The 14,478-nt window shown below is 64.8% G+C and carries 15 protein-coding genes; 8 read left to right on the plus strand and 7 right to left on the minus strand.

Going from position 1 to position 14,478, the window contains the following annotated elements; translation table 11 throughout:
- The first annotated feature begins 62 nt into the window (after window positions 1-62).
- Genes NED97_RS04095 through NED97_RS04115 form a run of 5 tightly spaced genes read left to right on the plus strand, consistent with a single transcriptional unit; the run spans window position 63 to window position 4,802 of the window.
- Window positions 63-1,370, plus strand: a complete 1,308-nt coding sequence (locus tag NED97_RS04095; RefSeq protein ID WP_252489453.1) for an ABC transporter substrate-binding protein — start codon at window positions 63-65, stop codon at window positions 1,368-1,370.
- Between the two features lie 6 nt (window positions 1,371-1,376).
- Complete coding sequence (locus NED97_RS04100; RefSeq protein ID WP_252489454.1) at window positions 1,377-2,261, plus strand: branched-chain amino acid ABC transporter permease; 885 nt, start codon at window positions 1,377-1,379, stop codon at window positions 2,259-2,261.
- Entirely contained in the window at window positions 2,254-3,363 is a 1,110-nt protein-coding gene (locus NED97_RS04105) for a branched-chain amino acid ABC transporter permease (RefSeq protein WP_252489455.1), read from the plus strand. The genes NED97_RS04100 and NED97_RS04105 overlap by 8 nt, the downstream gene beginning before the upstream one ends.
- Window positions 3,360-4,091 carry an ABC transporter ATP-binding protein gene (locus NED97_RS04110; RefSeq protein ID WP_252489456.1) on the plus strand — a complete coding sequence of 244 codons (732 nt, stop codon included), beginning with the start codon at window positions 3,360-3,362 and terminating at the stop codon, window positions 4,089-4,091. The genes NED97_RS04105 and NED97_RS04110 overlap by 4 nt, the downstream gene beginning before the upstream one ends.
- The gene (locus tag NED97_RS04115) at window positions 4,092-4,802 is read left to right on the plus strand and encodes an ABC transporter ATP-binding protein (protein ID WP_252489457.1); all 711 of its coding nucleotides are present in this window, start codon (window positions 4,092-4,094) and stop codon (window positions 4,800-4,802) included. It begins immediately after the preceding gene.
- 24 nt (window positions 4,803-4,826) lie between these two features.
- Here the strand turns inward: NED97_RS04115 and NED97_RS04120 are convergent, their stop codons facing one another.
- Window positions 4,827-5,621 carry an N-acyl homoserine lactonase family protein gene (locus NED97_RS04120; RefSeq protein WP_252489458.1) on the minus strand — a complete coding sequence of 265 codons (795 nt, stop codon included), beginning with the start codon at window positions 5,619-5,621 and terminating at the stop codon, window positions 4,827-4,829.
- A 157-nt stretch (window positions 5,622-5,778) separates the two neighbouring features.
- Between NED97_RS04120 and NED97_RS04125 the strand changes: the two genes are divergently transcribed.
- A complete protein-coding gene (locus tag NED97_RS04125) occupies window positions 5,779-5,913 on the plus strand; it encodes a transporter (RefSeq protein WP_252489459.1) in 135 nt (44 codons plus the stop codon).
- Between the two features lie 106 nt (window positions 5,914-6,019).
- Here NED97_RS04125 and NED97_RS04130 read toward each other — a convergent pair whose 3' ends face one another.
- Together NED97_RS04130 and NED97_RS04135 are read right to left on the minus strand one after the other, a co-directional pair.
- Entirely contained in the window at window positions 6,020-7,789 is a 1,770-nt protein-coding gene (locus tag NED97_RS04130) for a GMC family oxidoreductase (protein WP_252489460.1), read from the minus strand.
- Window positions 7,789-8,844: a gluconate 2-dehydrogenase subunit 3 family protein gene (locus NED97_RS04135; RefSeq protein ID WP_252489461.1), complete on the minus strand. Its 1,056-nt coding sequence runs from the start codon at window positions 8,842-8,844 to the stop codon at window positions 7,789-7,791. The genes NED97_RS04130 and NED97_RS04135 overlap by 1 nt, the downstream gene beginning before the upstream one ends.
- 254 nt (window positions 8,845-9,098) lie before the next feature.
- On the opposite strand from NED97_RS04135, the gene NED97_RS04140 reads away from it, so the two are divergent.
- Window positions 9,099-10,400: an NAD(P)/FAD-dependent oxidoreductase gene (locus tag NED97_RS04140; RefSeq protein WP_252489462.1), complete on the plus strand. Its 1,302-nt coding sequence runs from the start codon at window positions 9,099-9,101 to the stop codon at window positions 10,398-10,400.
- A gap of 41 nt (window positions 10,401-10,441) precedes the next feature.
- Here NED97_RS04140 and NED97_RS04145 read toward each other — a convergent pair whose 3' ends face one another.
- From NED97_RS04145 to artA, 3 genes are all read right to left on the minus strand, one after another.
- Window positions 10,442-10,837 (minus strand): hypothetical protein, encoded by a 396-nt coding sequence (locus tag NED97_RS04145; protein WP_252489463.1) that lies wholly within the window; start codon window positions 10,835-10,837, stop codon window positions 10,442-10,444.
- Between the two features lie 134 nt (window positions 10,838-10,971).
- Window positions 10,972-11,685 carry a metallophosphoesterase gene (locus NED97_RS04150; protein WP_252489464.1) on the minus strand — a complete coding sequence of 238 codons (714 nt, stop codon included), beginning with the start codon at window positions 11,683-11,685 and terminating at the stop codon, window positions 10,972-10,974.
- Window positions 11,682-12,710 (minus strand): archaeosortase A, encoded by a 1,029-nt coding sequence (artA, locus tag NED97_RS04155; protein ID WP_382207602.1) that lies wholly within the window; start codon window positions 12,708-12,710, stop codon window positions 11,682-11,684. Before artA ends, NED97_RS04150 begins: the two co-directional genes overlap by 4 nt.
- 191 nt (window positions 12,711-12,901) lie before the next feature.
- Between artA and NED97_RS04160 the strand changes: the two genes are divergently transcribed.
- Window positions 12,902-13,681: a DUF7839 domain-containing protein gene (locus NED97_RS04160; RefSeq protein ID WP_252489466.1), complete on the plus strand. Its 780-nt coding sequence runs from the start codon at window positions 12,902-12,904 to the stop codon at window positions 13,679-13,681.
- 539 nt (window positions 13,682-14,220) lie between these two features.
- Here NED97_RS04160 and NED97_RS04165 read toward each other — a convergent pair.
- The gene (locus NED97_RS04165) at window positions 14,221-14,475 is read right to left on the minus strand and encodes a HalOD1 output domain-containing protein (protein ID WP_252489467.1); all 255 of its coding nucleotides are present in this window, start codon (window positions 14,473-14,475) and stop codon (window positions 14,221-14,223) included.
- Window positions 14,476-14,478: the final 3 nt, after the last annotated feature.

A 14,478-nucleotide genomic window follows, 5' to 3' on the forward strand; every position in this document is an offset into this window, starting at 1 on the left:
GGGAACCAGAGTTGCTAACCTAGTGGTCCACAATGACTAACAAAGATAGCAGGAGGGCGAAAATGAAAAACGCTGGTAACAAAACCGTTAAACGAAGAACCTTTCTCGGGGCGGCCGGTGCCGGTACAGTAACGACGGCACTCGCCGGTTGTCTCGGCGGAATCAGCGGCGAGGACGACGATATTTTCCGGATCGGACATCTGGCACCGACGCGATCCCAGATGGGGCTCGGGGCGGAACGGAGTATCGAAATCGCCGTCGACGAGGTGAACGACGACGGCGGGATCCTCGACCAGGAAGTCGAACTGCTCTCGGAGAACACGGAGGGACAGGTCGACGAGGGGACCGCAGTCGTCGAGAGTCTGATCCAGGAGGACAACGTCGACCTGCTGGTGGGGACGTTCGTCAGCGAGGTGACCCAGGGCATCATGGACTTCGTTGCCGACCGGAACGTCCCGTTCATCATCACCGGGTCGGCCGACCCGGACTCGATCACGGAGTTCCACGGACGGGACTACGAGGAGTACAAGAACGTCTTCCGAACGGGACCGATTAACTCCGACCTCCAGGCGGAGGCGATGGGGCAGTACGCCGAGTTCCTCTCGGACGAACACGGCTGGGAGGACTTCGCCATCCTGGCCGACGACGCCGCCTGGACCGGTCCGTTCATCGAGCGACTGCCCGACGAGATCGAGGATCTGGGGTTCAACGTCGTCCACGCCGACACGATGGGAATCGAAACGGACGACTTCACGCAGTACCTCGACGACGTGGACAGCGCGGACGCCGACGCCGTCTTCCGGTTCATCGCTCACGCCGACTCCGCGGCGTTCGTCTCGACGTGGCAGAGCAACGAGTACCCGTTCGCGGTGGAAGGGATCAACGTCCCGGGTATGTCGCCGGCGTTCTGGGACGCGACCGAGGGGGCGTGCCTGTACGAGACGACGTCCCAGTCGGGAGCCGGCGGTGTCACAGAGCTCACCGACCGAACGATGCCGTTCGTCGAGGAGTACGAGGACCGCTACGCCGACGAGGATCCGCCGAGCAAACCCATGTACATGGGGTTCAACTCCTACGACGCGGTCCACTTCTACAGGGAGGCCGTCGAGAGCGCCGGCACCGCCGACTACGAGAACGAACTGGACGGCATCGTCGACGCGATGCTCAGCACCGAACACACCGGTGCGACCGGCGAGATGGTGCTGTACGACGAGGATTCCGAGTACCCGAACGACGTCCAGGAAACGCGCGACGAGGACGACTACATCTCGAACTTCCCGATGACCCAGTGGCAGGAGGGCGGGGAGGTCGAGTGCGTCTTCCCCGAGGCCGACGCGACCGCCGACCACGTCGCGCCGGAGTGGCTGTAAGCAGATATGCTCGGCACACTGCTGTCGATACTGATTCTGGGCGCGATGATCAGCGCCGTCTACGCGCTGATCGCGATCGGCTTTACGATGATCTTCGGCGTGGGCGGGGTGTTGAACCTCGCACACGGTGCCCTGATCATGATCGGCGCCTTCGCGTATCTTGGACTCACCTCGACGGGAGGGATGCTCTCCCTGCCGCCGATGGTCGGATTCGTTATCGCCGTCGCCGTTTCGGCCGGTGCCTCCTACGCGATGTACGCGGGGCTGGTACAGTTCATCGAGGAGAACGTCGTCATCACGTTCCTCGCAACGGTCGTCCTCGCGCTGTTGGCGACCGAACTCGTGACCTTCTGGTTCGGGACGGATCCCTACCAGCTCGTGCCGCTCGTCGCCGGTTCCTTGCACCTCGAGAACGTGGGGACGCGCGTTCGCTACATGGAGTTACTCGGGTTCGTCATCTCCTGGATCGCGATCGGTCTCCTCTGGTACTACGTAACCCAGACCGACGAGGGACGATCGATCCTCGCGACGTCGATGAGCGAGCGCGGCGCGCAGCTCACGGGCGTCGACCTCGACTTCGTCAAGTCCCGGACCTGGCTGATCGCCGGGGCCTTCGCCGGCATCGCCGGCGTGTTCCTGGGATCGTTGCTCTCGACGTACCCGGTGATGTGGCTCAACCCGCTCGCCATCGCGTTCATCATCGTCGTCATCGGCGGAATCGGGAGCATCAAGGGGTCGGTCGTCGCGGCCTACCTCATCGGCTACCTCGAGACGGTGACGATCCAGTTCCTCGGCTCGAGTTTCCAGGGGATCTTCTCGCTGGTCGTCCTCGTCGTCGTTCTGCTCGTCCTACCGCAGGGACTGTACGGGAGGGAGTTCGTCCATGAGTAGCGAAACCGATCGTTCGACCGGCTCGACGCGGGCGCTGGGAGACACCTGGCGCAGCGTCGACGACGGACTACGCACCGTCGGCAGTCGAATCAACCCCGTCTTCCAGCCCCTCGCAGACGGCTACAACCGGCTGTTCGGGGCGTACTTCGGCGAGATGAACGGCCTGCAGTTCCTGCTGATCTTCGGATCGCTGCTCGGGCTGCTGACGGCCCCCTTCTGGGGGACGTTCTCGCTCGTTCAGACGATGACGATCGCCTGCATCTGGGCGGTGTTCGCTATGAGCTGGGACATCCAGAGCGGCTACACCGGCTACATCAGCTTCGGCCACTCCGTGCTGTCGGGCGCGGCGGCGTACGCGACGGCGATGCTCGTCTACAACGTCGATCCCGAGATGTCGATGGCCGTTACGATTCCGCTCTCGATCCTCGCGGCGCTCGTCGTCGGGCTGCTGATCGCGCTCCCGACGCTTCGATTGAGCGGACCGTACTTCTCGCTGATCACGTTCGTCGCCGTGTTGATCTTCTACCGGTTGATCCGGCCGTTCAGCGAGTACACCGGCGGCGAAACCGGGATCCAGGGCGTGGAGGTGTTCACGTACGATCCGCTCGTGCGCTACTACTACATGCTGATCCCGATGCTCGTCGTCGCCGTCGCGCTGACGTTCGTCGCCCGCTCGAACATCGGGCTCGTGCTCATGGCGATCCGGGAGAACGAGTCGGCGGTTAACGCCGCCGGGCTCGACGCGACCAAGTTCAAGCTCTGGTCGTTCGTCCTGAGTTCGATTCCGATGGGGATCGGCGGCGTCCTCCTGGTGCACTACTACGGCTCCGTCGATCCGACGACGTTCGTCGTGGTCGACAACAGCATCGAGATGATCGCCATGGCGGTTCTGGGCGGAATGAGTTCGATCCTCGGCCCGCTGGGAGGTGCGTTCCTCTTCGTCGTGCTCGAGGACTTCCTCCTCGAGGGGTTGCCGGCGTCGGCTCGTTGGACGATCCTCTGGGTGATCATCCTGCTCGTGCTCGTGTTCGCCCGGGACGGACTGTTCCGGAAGTTGTGGCACAAGCTCGACAGCTACGGACATCGAGGTGAGAATCGGTGAGTCTGCTCGAGATCGACGGCGTCACGAAGCGCTTCGGCGGGCTCGTCGCCGTCGACGACGTCTCGTTTACGGTCGACCGCGGCGAGATCGTCGGACTGATCGGCCCGAACGGCTCGGGCAAATCGACGATATTCAACTGCATCATGAGCGAGTACGACGTCACCGCGGGAACGATCCGGTTCGACGGGAAGGACGTCACCGACTACCGGACCCACCAGGTCGTCAACCACGGGCTGTCGCGGGTTTCCCAGGAGTCGAACCCGATCGACGCGCTGCCCGTCGCCGGGAACATCAAGCTGTTCACGCTGCCGAACAGCGTCGTCTCCCTGCGCGGCGGCGCGAGCGAGGAGGAAATCTACCGGTACGCCGCTCGGGTCGGCCTCGAGAACGAGCTCCAGGAGCTCCCGGACGAACTGCCACACGCCGACGTCCGCCGGCTCGAGGTCGCGAAGGCGCTCGCGACCGAGCCGGAACTGCTCCTGCTCGACGAGCCCTTCGCGGGGATGAACCAGCAGGAGATCGGCGAACTCGCGGCGACGTTCGAGACGTTCCGCGAGGACGGGATCACGATGGTTATCGTCGATCACAACATGGGCGGACTGATGGGTCTCGTCGATCGGGCCGTCGTCCTCGACAACGGCGACTTCCTCATGGAGGGCAGTCCGGACGAGGTCACGACGGACGAACGCGTCAAGAAAGCCTACCTCGGCGGGACGGAGGTGGCGTAGATGGCCGCCCTCGAACTCGCGGACGTCCACGTCCGGTACGGCAAGTCCCACGCGCTGAAGGGGGTCTCGCTGGCGATCGAGTCCGGCGAGATCTACGGCGTGATCGGCCCCAACGGCGCCGGCAAGACGACCATGCTCGACGCGATCGCCGGCTTCGTCGACTACGAGGGGCGGATCGAGTACGCCGGAACCGACCTCGCCGGGCGCAGCGCCCAGGAGATCGTCAACGACGGTCTCGTCTACTGCACCGAGGACCGGGACCTGTTCCCGTTCTTCTCGGTTCACGAAAACCTGCTGATGGGCGCGCAGTTCCGCGAGGACCGGGATGCGGTCCGCGAGGACTTCGAGATGGTCTACGAGCTGTTCCCCCGGCTCGACGAACGGCGGGATCAGGAGGCCGAAACGATGAGCGGCGGCGAACAGCAGATGCTCGCGATCGGCCGGGCGCTGATGAGCGATCCCGACGTGTTGATGCTCGACGAACCGACGCTCGGGCTCGCACCGATCATCATCGAAGACATCAATGAGGCGATCGAGCGGTTGAACGACGAGGGGCTGACGATCCTGCTGGCCGAACAGAACTCGACGTTCGCGCTTCGTCACGCCGAGCGGCTCGCGCTGCTCGAGACCGGGACGATCGAACTGTCCGGCTCCGCGTCGGAGCTCCGGGACGACGAGTACATCCGCGACGCCTACATCGGCGTTCACTGAGCGGCACGTCGCTCGAGCGCCCCGTTACAGTCCGTTTCGGAGCGTCTCGAGGTCGGCCGCGTCGTGTCCGCAGATAACCTGCGCGTCGTTTCGCCGCTCTTCCTCCTCGAGTAGCCGCAGACTCTCGAACCAGGCGCGCTTGCTCCAGAGCAAGCTGCCGCCCATCGGGTGTTCGTCCTCGTAGTTCGCCCGGACGTAGGCCTGGTCGCCCGCGACGAACACCGTCCCGGCCTCGTCGAGTTCGAGCCGGACGCCGAGCAGGCCGGGCGTGTGGCCCGGCAGGTGGACGAACTCGAGGTCTCGGAACTGCTGCTCGCGCTCGCCGTGGACGATCTCCCAGTTCAGGTCGCGGTCGAAGTCGCCGGAAACGTAGGCGTCGCTGCCGGCGTCGGTCTTGGCGCTGTAGTAGGCGTACTTCAACTCCTCCTCGTGGACGAAGACCGGGACGTCGGTTCCCTCGAAGGCGTAGAGGCCGCCGGCGTGGTCGAGGTGGAGGTGGCTCTGGATCACGTAGTCGATATCCGAGACGGCGTACCCCGCCGACTCGAGGTCGTCCTCGAGCGGCCGGAGGCCGGTGTGCTCGAAGGCCGCGTACAGTTCGTCGGGCCAGTGGCCCGAGTCGGCCTCGGGATGCGAGCCGGTGTCCCAGAGGATCGTCCCCTCGGGGTGGTCGATCACGAGGTTGTAGACGGGCCCGTCGCCCATGACCGTCTCGGGGTCGGGGTCGACGGCCGACCCCATCGTATGGGCCTCGAGAACGTGGTTGAAGTCCGTGGTGATCGTCCCGCGTTCGATCGGTGTGACGGTCGCATCGACCATATTCCGATCACGACTGACTGAGAGTTATAAATACCGGGCGCGTTGATGCGTTCTCGCCAGTGACGGGCAGCGAGACCGATCCAATCGAGTCGGCGGTCGTTTCTCGAGTTGTGAATGCCGGCCGTGGTGCTACCCGTCTTCCCGACAATTCGAGCATATGGTCCGAGTCTCGACACTCCTGATCCCGCTCGGTATCGGCCTGCTGTTCGTTCCAATCCCACCGGTCGCAACCGTCCTCGGCGCGCTCACGATCGTAGTAGGGATCGCGCTCAGAGTACTCACCGATATGTAGGACGAGCGTTCGCGCTCTCGCTTCCGTCCGCGACGCTCTCGCGGGCGACGTTCACCGGGAACGACGCTCGAGGCGATCGGGATCGCCCTCCCGTTCGCGGACGCGATTACGATTCCGCGTCCACGAGCAGGTCGGGGTTGTCGAGGTACTCTTGGATTCCCTCCGCGGCCCTGAAGGCCAGCGCGCCGACCGTCCCCGTGGGGTTGTAGCCGCTATTGTGGGCGAACGCCGAGGCGCCGGGAACGAACAGGTTGTGCGCGTCCCAGTTTTGCAGGTAGTTGTTCACGACCGACTGCTCCGGATCGGCGCCCATGATCGCGCCGCCGGTGTTGTGCGTCGACTGGTAGGGCGTGATGTCGAAGCTCTCCTCGATGGTCGTGCTGGCGTCGACCGTGTCGGCGCCCATCTCTTCCATGATCTCCTCGAGGCGCGGGCCGACGTACTCGACGAGGTTGCGGTCCTGCTCGCGCCAGTCGAAGGTCATCCGGAGCAGCGGCCGGCCGTACTGGTCGGTGTACTCCGGATCGAGGTCGAGGTAGTTCTCCCGGAAGGGGAGTACCGATCCCTGGCAGGAGATCGAGATCGAACTGTGGTAGTACTCGAGACTCTCCGCTTTGAACTCGGATCCCCACTCCGAGGTTCCCTCGGGTACCGGGTGGTTGGCGATCGGTCGCTCGCCGGTCTGGCTGATGGCGACGTTGCCGCCGTGGAGGAAGTCCAGGTCCTCGTGGTCGAAGTTGTCGCCGTTGAAGTCGTCGATCGCTGCCCCCAGCGCTCCGGCACCCATGTAGAGGTTCCACTCCTCGTCGTCGAAGAACCCGCGAGCGCTGGCCTGGAAGTTCTGGTAGCAGTAGTTCTTCCCGACGACGCCCTCGCCCGTCTCGGGGTCGTACGGCTCGCCGATCTCCGACAGCAACAGGAGCCGGACGTTGTTCAGCACGTACGCGGTCAGCGCGACGACGTCGGCCGGCTGCTCGTACACCTCGTCGGTCCGCCGGTCGACGTACCGGACGCCCTCGACCCGCTGTTCGTCTTCGTCGTACAGCAGCTCCACGACGTCAGAGTGCGTTCGCAACTCGAAGTTCCCGGTCTCCCGTGCGGCGGGTAAGACGGTGGTGATCGGCGACGCCTTCGCGCCCCACTCGCAGCCGAACCGCTCGCAGTAGCCGCAGTACTCGCACTGGCCCTGCTGGACGCCGTCCGGGTTCGTGTACTGCTCCGTGAGGTTGGCCGAGGGCTGCTGGAACGGTTCGTATCCCATCTCCGCCGTCGTCTCCTTGAACAGTTCGAGCACCGGAGTATCCAGCATCGGCGGGAGCGGGTAGTCCCGCGAACGCGGTCCCTCGTAGGGGTTGCCGTCGTCCTGGATTTCCCCCTCGATGTTGCCCGCCTCGCCCGCGATGCCGGCGGTGTACTCGAACTCGTCGAAGTACGGCTCCAGCTCCTCGTAGCTGATCCCCCAATCCTGGAGCTGCATGTTCTCGGGGATCTTCTCCTCGCCGTATTCCTCGATCGTCCGCGACCGGATCTCGAAGTCGTAGGGGAGGAACCGCCAGGTGACGCCGTTCCAGTGGACGCCCGCGCCGCCCTCGCCGGATCCCGGCAGGAACGCGCCGAAGCGGCGCATCGGCAGGGCGGGTTCGTCGACGTTGTTCCGGAACGTGATCGTCTCCTTCGAGAGGTCCTGCATCAACTTGTACCGGAGCGCGTACCCCAGCTCGTCGTGGACCGTGAAGAAGTCCGCCGTTTCGCGCTCGCCGCCCCGTTCGAGGCTCACCACCTGGTAGTCGTTCTGGGCGAGCTCCTTGGCGATGATGCCGCCGGTCCAGCCCGCGCCGACGGTCACCACGTCGACGGGATCGAGTTCTTGAACCATCAGCGCTCACCTCCGTCGTCCGCGGCGTCTTCGTCGAGGCTCGTCCGGGTGACCTTCCCGTCTGCGTCGCCGCGAGCGGCCTCCGGATCGACGATCTTCGGGAAGTCCGCCTCGGCCGCTTCGTGGACGTGCGCGTGGCCGCCCTCGCCCTGTTCGTTGGCCGGTTCCTCGTTCTCGTCGTCGATCCCGAGCGATCCGACGTCGTCGGCCAGCTCTCGGAAGTCGTCGTCTTCGAGTTCGATGTACTCGTCGTCCTCGATCAGGCCCCGATAGCTGCCCAGCGCGCCGGGCGTCCCGGGGAACCCCTTCAGTCGCCAGCCGACCATCTCGCGGTTGCCGCCGTACATCGGGTCGCTGAACATCCCCTCGAGGGTGTTCTGCCGGACCATGAGGAAGAAGCCGCCCGCGTCGATGTCGCTGTTCTCGAACGTCTCCACCTCGTCTTCCTGGAGCGCGGTGACCACCTCGTCCTGCTGGTCCCCGTCGAGTTCCGTGAACGAATCGCCGTCGTACTCCTGCTGGGCGTACTCCTCGACGGCCGCGATCCCCTGGTCGTAGGCTTCGTTCGGCGTGAGCGCGTACTGCCACCCCTGCGTCTCCGCCGGGTTCGTTTCGGCCCAGGGGACCTCCGTCTCCTGGTCGACGTCCTCGGGCTCTTCCGCCTCGTCCTCGAACGGATCGGTCGGGTCTTTCCCGGCGAACGGCCCCTGCATGTACCACCGCTCCCCGCGTCCCCACGCCGAGTTCATCTGCTGGTCGATGAAGTACACGACGCCGGCCTCCGGCGCGCCCGGGCCGTTATCGTCGGACGGGTATATTCGCGCCGTCAGGTCGTAGACCACCCGCGCCTGCCGAATGGTAAAGTACTGGAGGCCGCCTTCCGCAACCTCGGCCTCCTGCATCTGCTCGAGGGGTGTCACGTCGAAGTCCTCGGGCGTGAACCCTTCCGCCGTTCCGGCGATTCCGAAGACGGCCAGTCCGCCGCCCATCTGCATTACCGTTCGCCGTGAGAGGTCGTGAGAGAAGCTCATCGCAGGTTTGTCATCGTCTGGCATACAAACGACGAACCCCGAGTCCCCACATAATGCATCGCCTTGCAGCTGCCGGTGGCTATATCCGTTGAAGATCGTGAACGACCGAGAACTGACCGAACGACGAACCAGCCGAGGCGGTCTCGAACGTCGCTGGGACGGCGGCACGCGAATCGACTCCCTCGAGCGACGCGCCACTCGAGTCGACGACCCCCCGAAACCCGACCGCCTGCAGTGGTAGGTCGTCGATTTTATTCGTCACCGGCCGAGAATCACCTATGGGTTCGACTCCAGCGGTGATCGTCGTCGGTGGCGGACTCGCCGGCCTCGTGGCAACGCGCCACCTCGCCGGTGCGGGACTCGACGTAACGCTGTTCGAACGCGACGAGGTCGTCGGCGGTCGTGTCCGGACGCGATCGCGCGACGGCTTTCGGTTCGATCGCGGCTTTCAGGTGCTCTTCCCCGCCTACCCCGCCGTCCGTCGCGAACTCGACCTCGAGGCGCTCGATCTCCGCCGGTTCGCTCCCGGTGCGTGTATCGCCCGTCCGAACCACCGGTCGACGCTTGCGGACCCGCTCCGAGAACCGAGGACGTTTCCGGCGACGCTGTTCAACCCGGACATCTCGTTCGGGGACAAACTCCGCGTCGTTCGACTCGCCCTGGAACTCGGACGCACCGATCCGGAGGCGATCTTCGAGGGCTCCGGACCGGACGCGTCGATCGAGGCGTACCTCCGCGAACGCGGCTTCTCCGACGGGTTCGTCGAGAACTTCGTCGCCCCCTTCTACGGCGGCATCACCCTCGACCGGTCGCTGTCGACCTCGAAGCGGATCTTCGAGTACACCTTCCGGACGCTCGCCGCGAGCGAGGCTGCCGTTCCGGCCGCGGGGATGGGCGCGATTCCGGCCCGGCTCGCCGACGAGGTGCGGACCGCCGGCGGAGCGATCGAGACGGGCATCGGCGTCACGGCGGTCTCGAGCGACGAGGCGGCCGCCGGAAGCGGTAGGGCGACGGTGACGACCGACGAGGGCGAGGAGATCGACGCCGCTGCGGTCGTCGTCGCGACCGACCCGCCGACCGCTCGAGACCTGACCAACGTGGATTCGATCCCGACCGAGGCGCGGGCCTGCGTCACCCAGTACTACGAACTCCCTCCGGGAACGGACCTCGAGACCGGCGGACGCCTCCTCCTGAACGCGAGCGATGAGGGGCCGAACCAGGTCGTTCCCCACAGCGCGGTCGCACCCGAGTACGCGCCCGACGACGCGACGCTGATCAGCGCGACCTATCTGGGCGAACGCGAGGAGAGCGACGAGGAACTCGCCGCGATCACGCGGGAGACGCTCGCGTCGTGGTACCCCGAACGCCGGTTCGACCGGCTCGAGACGCTACGGACGGATCGGATCGGGTTCGCCCAGTTCGAACAGCCGCCGGGAATCTACGACCGGTTACTGGACGCCCGCGATCCGGACGGATCGGTCTACCTGGCCGGGGATTACACGCAGTGGTCGTCGATCCAGGGGGCGATGAAGAGCGGACGACTCGCGGCGAAGGCGGTGCTCGAGGACTGCTCGGGGTAACTCGCAGGTGATCGGCTCTCGAGTCGACCGTTCCCGTCCTCTCAGAGTCGATCCTGAACCAGGTAGCCGTTCACGACGAGAACCATGGTCATGGCGGCGATCTCGAACGAGACGATGCCGGCGAGCCAGAAACAGAAGGCGGCACCGTTGAATCCCAGTGCGATACTCGGTGCACTCGTCCGGATCGTCTGCAGGTAGCGTCGTGTCCGGTCGTCACTGCTCCCGTCGGCGGCTTCCTCGCCGCGTTCGTCGCCGACGACCCCTTCCGCGTCCGCCTCGTCGCTTCCGGCATCCCGTGCATCGTCGGGAGCCAGGAACTCGGACTCACAGCGCCGACAGGTGATGTATCGCCTCGAGAAGGGCGTCGGATAGTCCGCCGGACAGTTCGGGCAGACGAGGCGATCGGGGATTTGTTGGTGCTCCGCACGTTCAGCCATTTTGATACTGGTTGAATTCGAACGCTCCGGTATAGGTTTTCCCCATCGTGACAGTCTCGAATGGTGGTACTTCCCGGCAACGTCGTCGACGAGAGGAACGGAGCCGTCGAAATCTCGAGGCTGGGTCAGCCCGATTACAGGAGTCGACGTGACTGGCCGAGCGGCGGGAACCAGAGCGTCTCGTCGCTCGAGGGGTCCCGAACGGCGGGATAGCAGGCGTCGACGTCCGTCACCAGCGGCGACTGGAAGTCTCGAGAGCGCATACGGTTGACGGTCGCGCCGGATGCGAGGCGGGTAAAGGCCGGGAGCATGAGGACGCTCGCGCCCTCGTAGCTATCGGGTCCGTAGAGGAAACACGGTCGTTTTCGCCCGTCGATCGACAGCGCTGGATGGTCGTGACCGACGACGTACCGGTCGGCGTCCGCACTCGGCGGTTCGTGCCCGTGACAGACGACGGTCTCTCCGTCCGCTAGCCGGTACGCCGGTGTCGTTTCACCCGGGAAAACCGCCTCGAGCATCGTGTCGTGATTGCCGGGGGTGACGACCAGCGACGCGCCGACCGTTTCGACCCGATCGACGAACCGGGAAACCGATCGCTCGACGCCGCGCGGAATCCGCGAGAACGAGTGAAGCAGGTCGCCGGCGACGACGACCGTTTCCGGCTGCCACGCCGAGAGCGACTCCTCGAGTCGATCGCAGACGTCGCCGCCGTCGTCGACCGGCGCGTCGACGCTCGAGGCGGCGACGCGACCGAAGTGAACGTCGGCGAGGACGAGCGCGTCCGCTTCCGGAAGGTAGACCGCCCGGTTAGTGAGCGTAAACGGGACGTCGACGGCTCGGTCGCTCATCGGTCGTCCGATCGTGAGCCGTCGACTTCAGTGCCGCCATCGGCCCGGACGTCGTCACCGAGGGCGTGCTCGAGGTCGTACTCGGTACCGGTGAGGACGAACAGCACCTCCTCGAGGGGTCTGAGCACTTCCGGGAGGATTTTGATGACGAGAAAGGTGATCCCGACGAGCGCGACGACCGACAGCAACTGCGAGATGTAGTTGTGGGCGACGAGGTAGGAGACGCGGTTCGCCTCCGCACCCATGTACGTCGTCATGAACGACACCAGCCAGTCCTGCTGGAACCAGCCCCACGGCGTCGCCAGTCCGATGAAGACGTTGCGGACGAGGTTGAGGAACCAGATGACGCCGATCGCGAGGGCGAACGCGGCCGCCTTTCGCTCGAGCGGGGCCGTAACCGACGCGATCAGGCCGCCGAAGATCGCCATGCTCCCGAGACCGGTACAGGCCATGACGATGTAGGTCGTTCGTCCGGTGACCGTCTCGTCGGAGTCGAAGTTGAACCGGCTCTCGTAGCCGTTTACTCCCTCGTCGAGCCCGGGGCTGTAGCCGAGCAGTTCCATCCCGTAGTGGGTGTGGATCGCCGTGGTCTCGATCAACCACTGGCGGACGACCGGAATCGTCTCCGCCGGCAGGTAGATCAGGCCCATGATCGCGACCGCTTTCGTGAGGACGAACAGCGAGTCGCGCCCGCCGAACAGGAGGTAGCCGGCGTAGACACACAGCGGCAGCGCGGCGAGTGCCAGTATCGTCTGAAGGGGACTCTGGACGTCGTAATAGTAGTGGGGCACCATCGACAGCCAGTACGTCCCGAACGCGACCCAGGCGACCGCACCGAGCGACCGGGCGGAACCGGCGCCACCGCGCCATCGGACGAGGAGCGCCGCGACGAACGCGGCGATCGCGATCCAGGCGAGCGCATCGATCGGCTGGCTTCCGAGCACCGCCGGACCGAGCGGCCCGCTCGCCACGGATTCGAGCCCAGCGACCGTCTCGAGTGCGGCGGTCGTCACGGAGGGCCACATATTCATGTTATCCAGAAGGACGCTCCCGCTATCAACTTGACGACTCGACCGCCGGATCGAACCGCCGACGACCCGCGTGGGAAGACGCGACGTTCGAGTCGCCGGCGCTGCGCCGGCGTTCGTGCGCGCTCGAGCGCCGACGCGCCGTCGAGACCGCCTACCTTTTTGCCGTGCTGGAAGGAATTGCCGGTATGGTCGACGTCCTCGACAACAAGCGGGCCGCGACGCGGTTTCGGATCCTCGTCCAGATCGCCGAGCGCCAGCCCGCCGTCAGCCAGGGAGAGATCGCCGAGGAAGTCGGCGTAACGAGTCAGGCCGTCAGCGAGTACATCCGCGAACTCGTCGACGACGGTCTCGTGGAGAAGGAGGGACGATCCCGGTACCGCGTCACCAAGGAAGGCGTCGACTGGCTCTTCCAGGCCGCGGGGGACGTCCGCCGGTTTGCCGATCACGTCACCGAAGACGTCCTGGGCGCGATGGGCGAAGATAGTGCCATCGCGACCGCGGACCTGCAGGAAGGCGACATCGTCTCGCTGTCGATCGAGGACGGACTGCTCCACGCGAGTCCGGGCGAGGAGGGACCGGCGACCGGTGTCGCGACGACGAACGCCGATGCAGGAACGGACGTCGGCGTGACTAGTTTCGAGGGCGTCATCGAACTCGAGCCCGGGAGCGTGACGGTCCTGCAGGTTCCGGCGGTTCGATCCGGCGGCAGCCGCGAGATCGACGCCGAGACGGTCACCGACCACTGTGCGGACGCCGACCTCGTGCTCGCGACCGGGATCGAGGCGGTCGTCGCCTGCCGGCAGGCCGGGACCGAGCCCGCGGTCACCTTCGCGGTCGGCGACGTCGCTGCCGACGCCGCTGAACGCGGCCTCGCAGTTACCGCGGTCGCGACGACCGACGCCGTCGGCCGCGTCACCGACACGCTCCGGGACGCCGACGTTTCGTACGAAGTGCTCGAGGGGTAATCTCGATCGATCATAACCGCCAGAAAACCGTGCTCGCCGTTATTACCGATCCACTGACTTACGGCCGACAGTATAACGGCAGTCGTTGGTGTACGTTCTTTATCCAGTCTCGTAGCTGAAACTGAATTAGCTTATCCGTTACGTGAACTCCCTCGGAGTCAAGTGGTTCGAGAGAGCGTCGCTCTCTCGTCGTACTGCAAGACCAGAGGTCTTGCATAGATCGCAAACGCGAAGCGTTTTCTCACTCACGGAAGACCGAAGGTCTTCCGAACGACCCCGAGGCACTCGCCCTGCTCAGCCTGTAGAGATGTGAACGGCACAGTGAAACTCCGTCACGTTCCGGCGTTAGTATAGTAGCCGCTGAAAGTCAGTGCACACCCGATCGCACGACGGGAGCGCGGGTCGGTGCGAGCGAAGCAAGCGAGAACCGCGGACAGTGCGATCGGGTGTGTAAATCGTTTCAGTTGTTACTATAGCTGGTGCGTCATGAATAGAGAGTACCTCAACCGGAGACAAAGAACCGATCTCGTCCGGCGACATCACTCTGACCGGGCAATCAGTATTTTGTGAGAAGTTATCGTAATTTGGCATCCATAGTAGTTGAACGTGACCGTTACGGAAGATCCATTTCCGGCGTTACTCTCGAGAATCTTGTCTAATGCATCAGCATCGATCGTCTCCGTAAGAGGTTCCATCACTACTGTGGATTGATTCGTCAATTCAGCTACTGCGGCCACCACAGCCATGCTCGGCGACTCGTCGGCATTCAGTTCGTACACCGTGTTGTCTCCCATCTA

This window comes from Natronococcus sp. CG52 (assembly GCF_023913515.1).
In the GTDB taxonomy this organism is placed as follows: Archaea; Halobacteriota; Halobacteria; order Halobacteriales; family Natrialbaceae; genus Natronococcus; species Natronococcus zhouii.

Excerpts from the sequence above, each read along its gene's own strand:
- NED97_RS04095 (WP_252489453.1), top strand. The coding sequence starts at position 63 with ATGAAAAACGCTGGTAACAAAACCGTTAAACGAAGAACCTTTCTCGGG.
- artA (WP_382207602.1), bottom strand. The coding sequence starts at position 12,710 with ATGTGGCCCTCCGTGACGACCGCCGCACTCGAGACGGTCGCTGGGCTC.
- NED97_RS04100 (WP_252489454.1), top strand. The coding sequence starts at position 1,377 with ATGCTCGGCACACTGCTGTCGATACTGATTCTGGGCGCGATGATCAGC.
- NED97_RS04140 (WP_252489462.1), top strand. The coding sequence starts at position 9,099 with ATGGGTTCGACTCCAGCGGTGATCGTCGTCGGTGGCGGACTCGCCGGC.
- NED97_RS04165 (WP_252489467.1), bottom strand. The coding sequence starts at position 14,475 with ATGGGAGACAACACGGTGTACGAACTGAATGCCGACGAGTCGCCGAGC.
- NED97_RS04130 (WP_252489460.1), bottom strand. The coding sequence starts at position 7,789 with ATGGTTCAAGAACTCGATCCCGTCGACGTGGTGACCGTCGGCGCGGGC.
- NED97_RS04160 (WP_252489466.1), top strand. The coding sequence starts at position 12,902 with ATGGTCGACGTCCTCGACAACAAGCGGGCCGCGACGCGGTTTCGGATC.
- NED97_RS04115 (WP_252489457.1), top strand. The coding sequence starts at position 4,092 with ATGGCCGCCCTCGAACTCGCGGACGTCCACGTCCGGTACGGCAAGTCC.
- NED97_RS04125 (WP_252489459.1), top strand. The coding sequence starts at position 5,779 with ATGGTCCGAGTCTCGACACTCCTGATCCCGCTCGGTATCGGCCTGCTG.
- NED97_RS04105 (WP_252489455.1), top strand. The coding sequence starts at position 2,254 with ATGAGTAGCGAAACCGATCGTTCGACCGGCTCGACGCGGGCGCTGGGA.
- NED97_RS04135 (WP_252489461.1), bottom strand. The coding sequence starts at position 8,844 with ATGCCAGACGATGACAAACCTGCGATGAGCTTCTCTCACGACCTCTCA.
- NED97_RS04150 (WP_252489464.1), bottom strand. The coding sequence starts at position 11,685 with ATGAGCGACCGAGCCGTCGACGTCCCGTTTACGCTCACTAACCGGGCG.
- NED97_RS04145 (WP_252489463.1), bottom strand. The coding sequence starts at position 10,837 with ATGGCTGAACGTGCGGAGCACCAACAAATCCCCGATCGCCTCGTCTGC.
- NED97_RS04120 (WP_252489458.1), bottom strand. The coding sequence starts at position 5,621 with ATGGTCGATGCGACCGTCACACCGATCGAACGCGGGACGATCACCACG.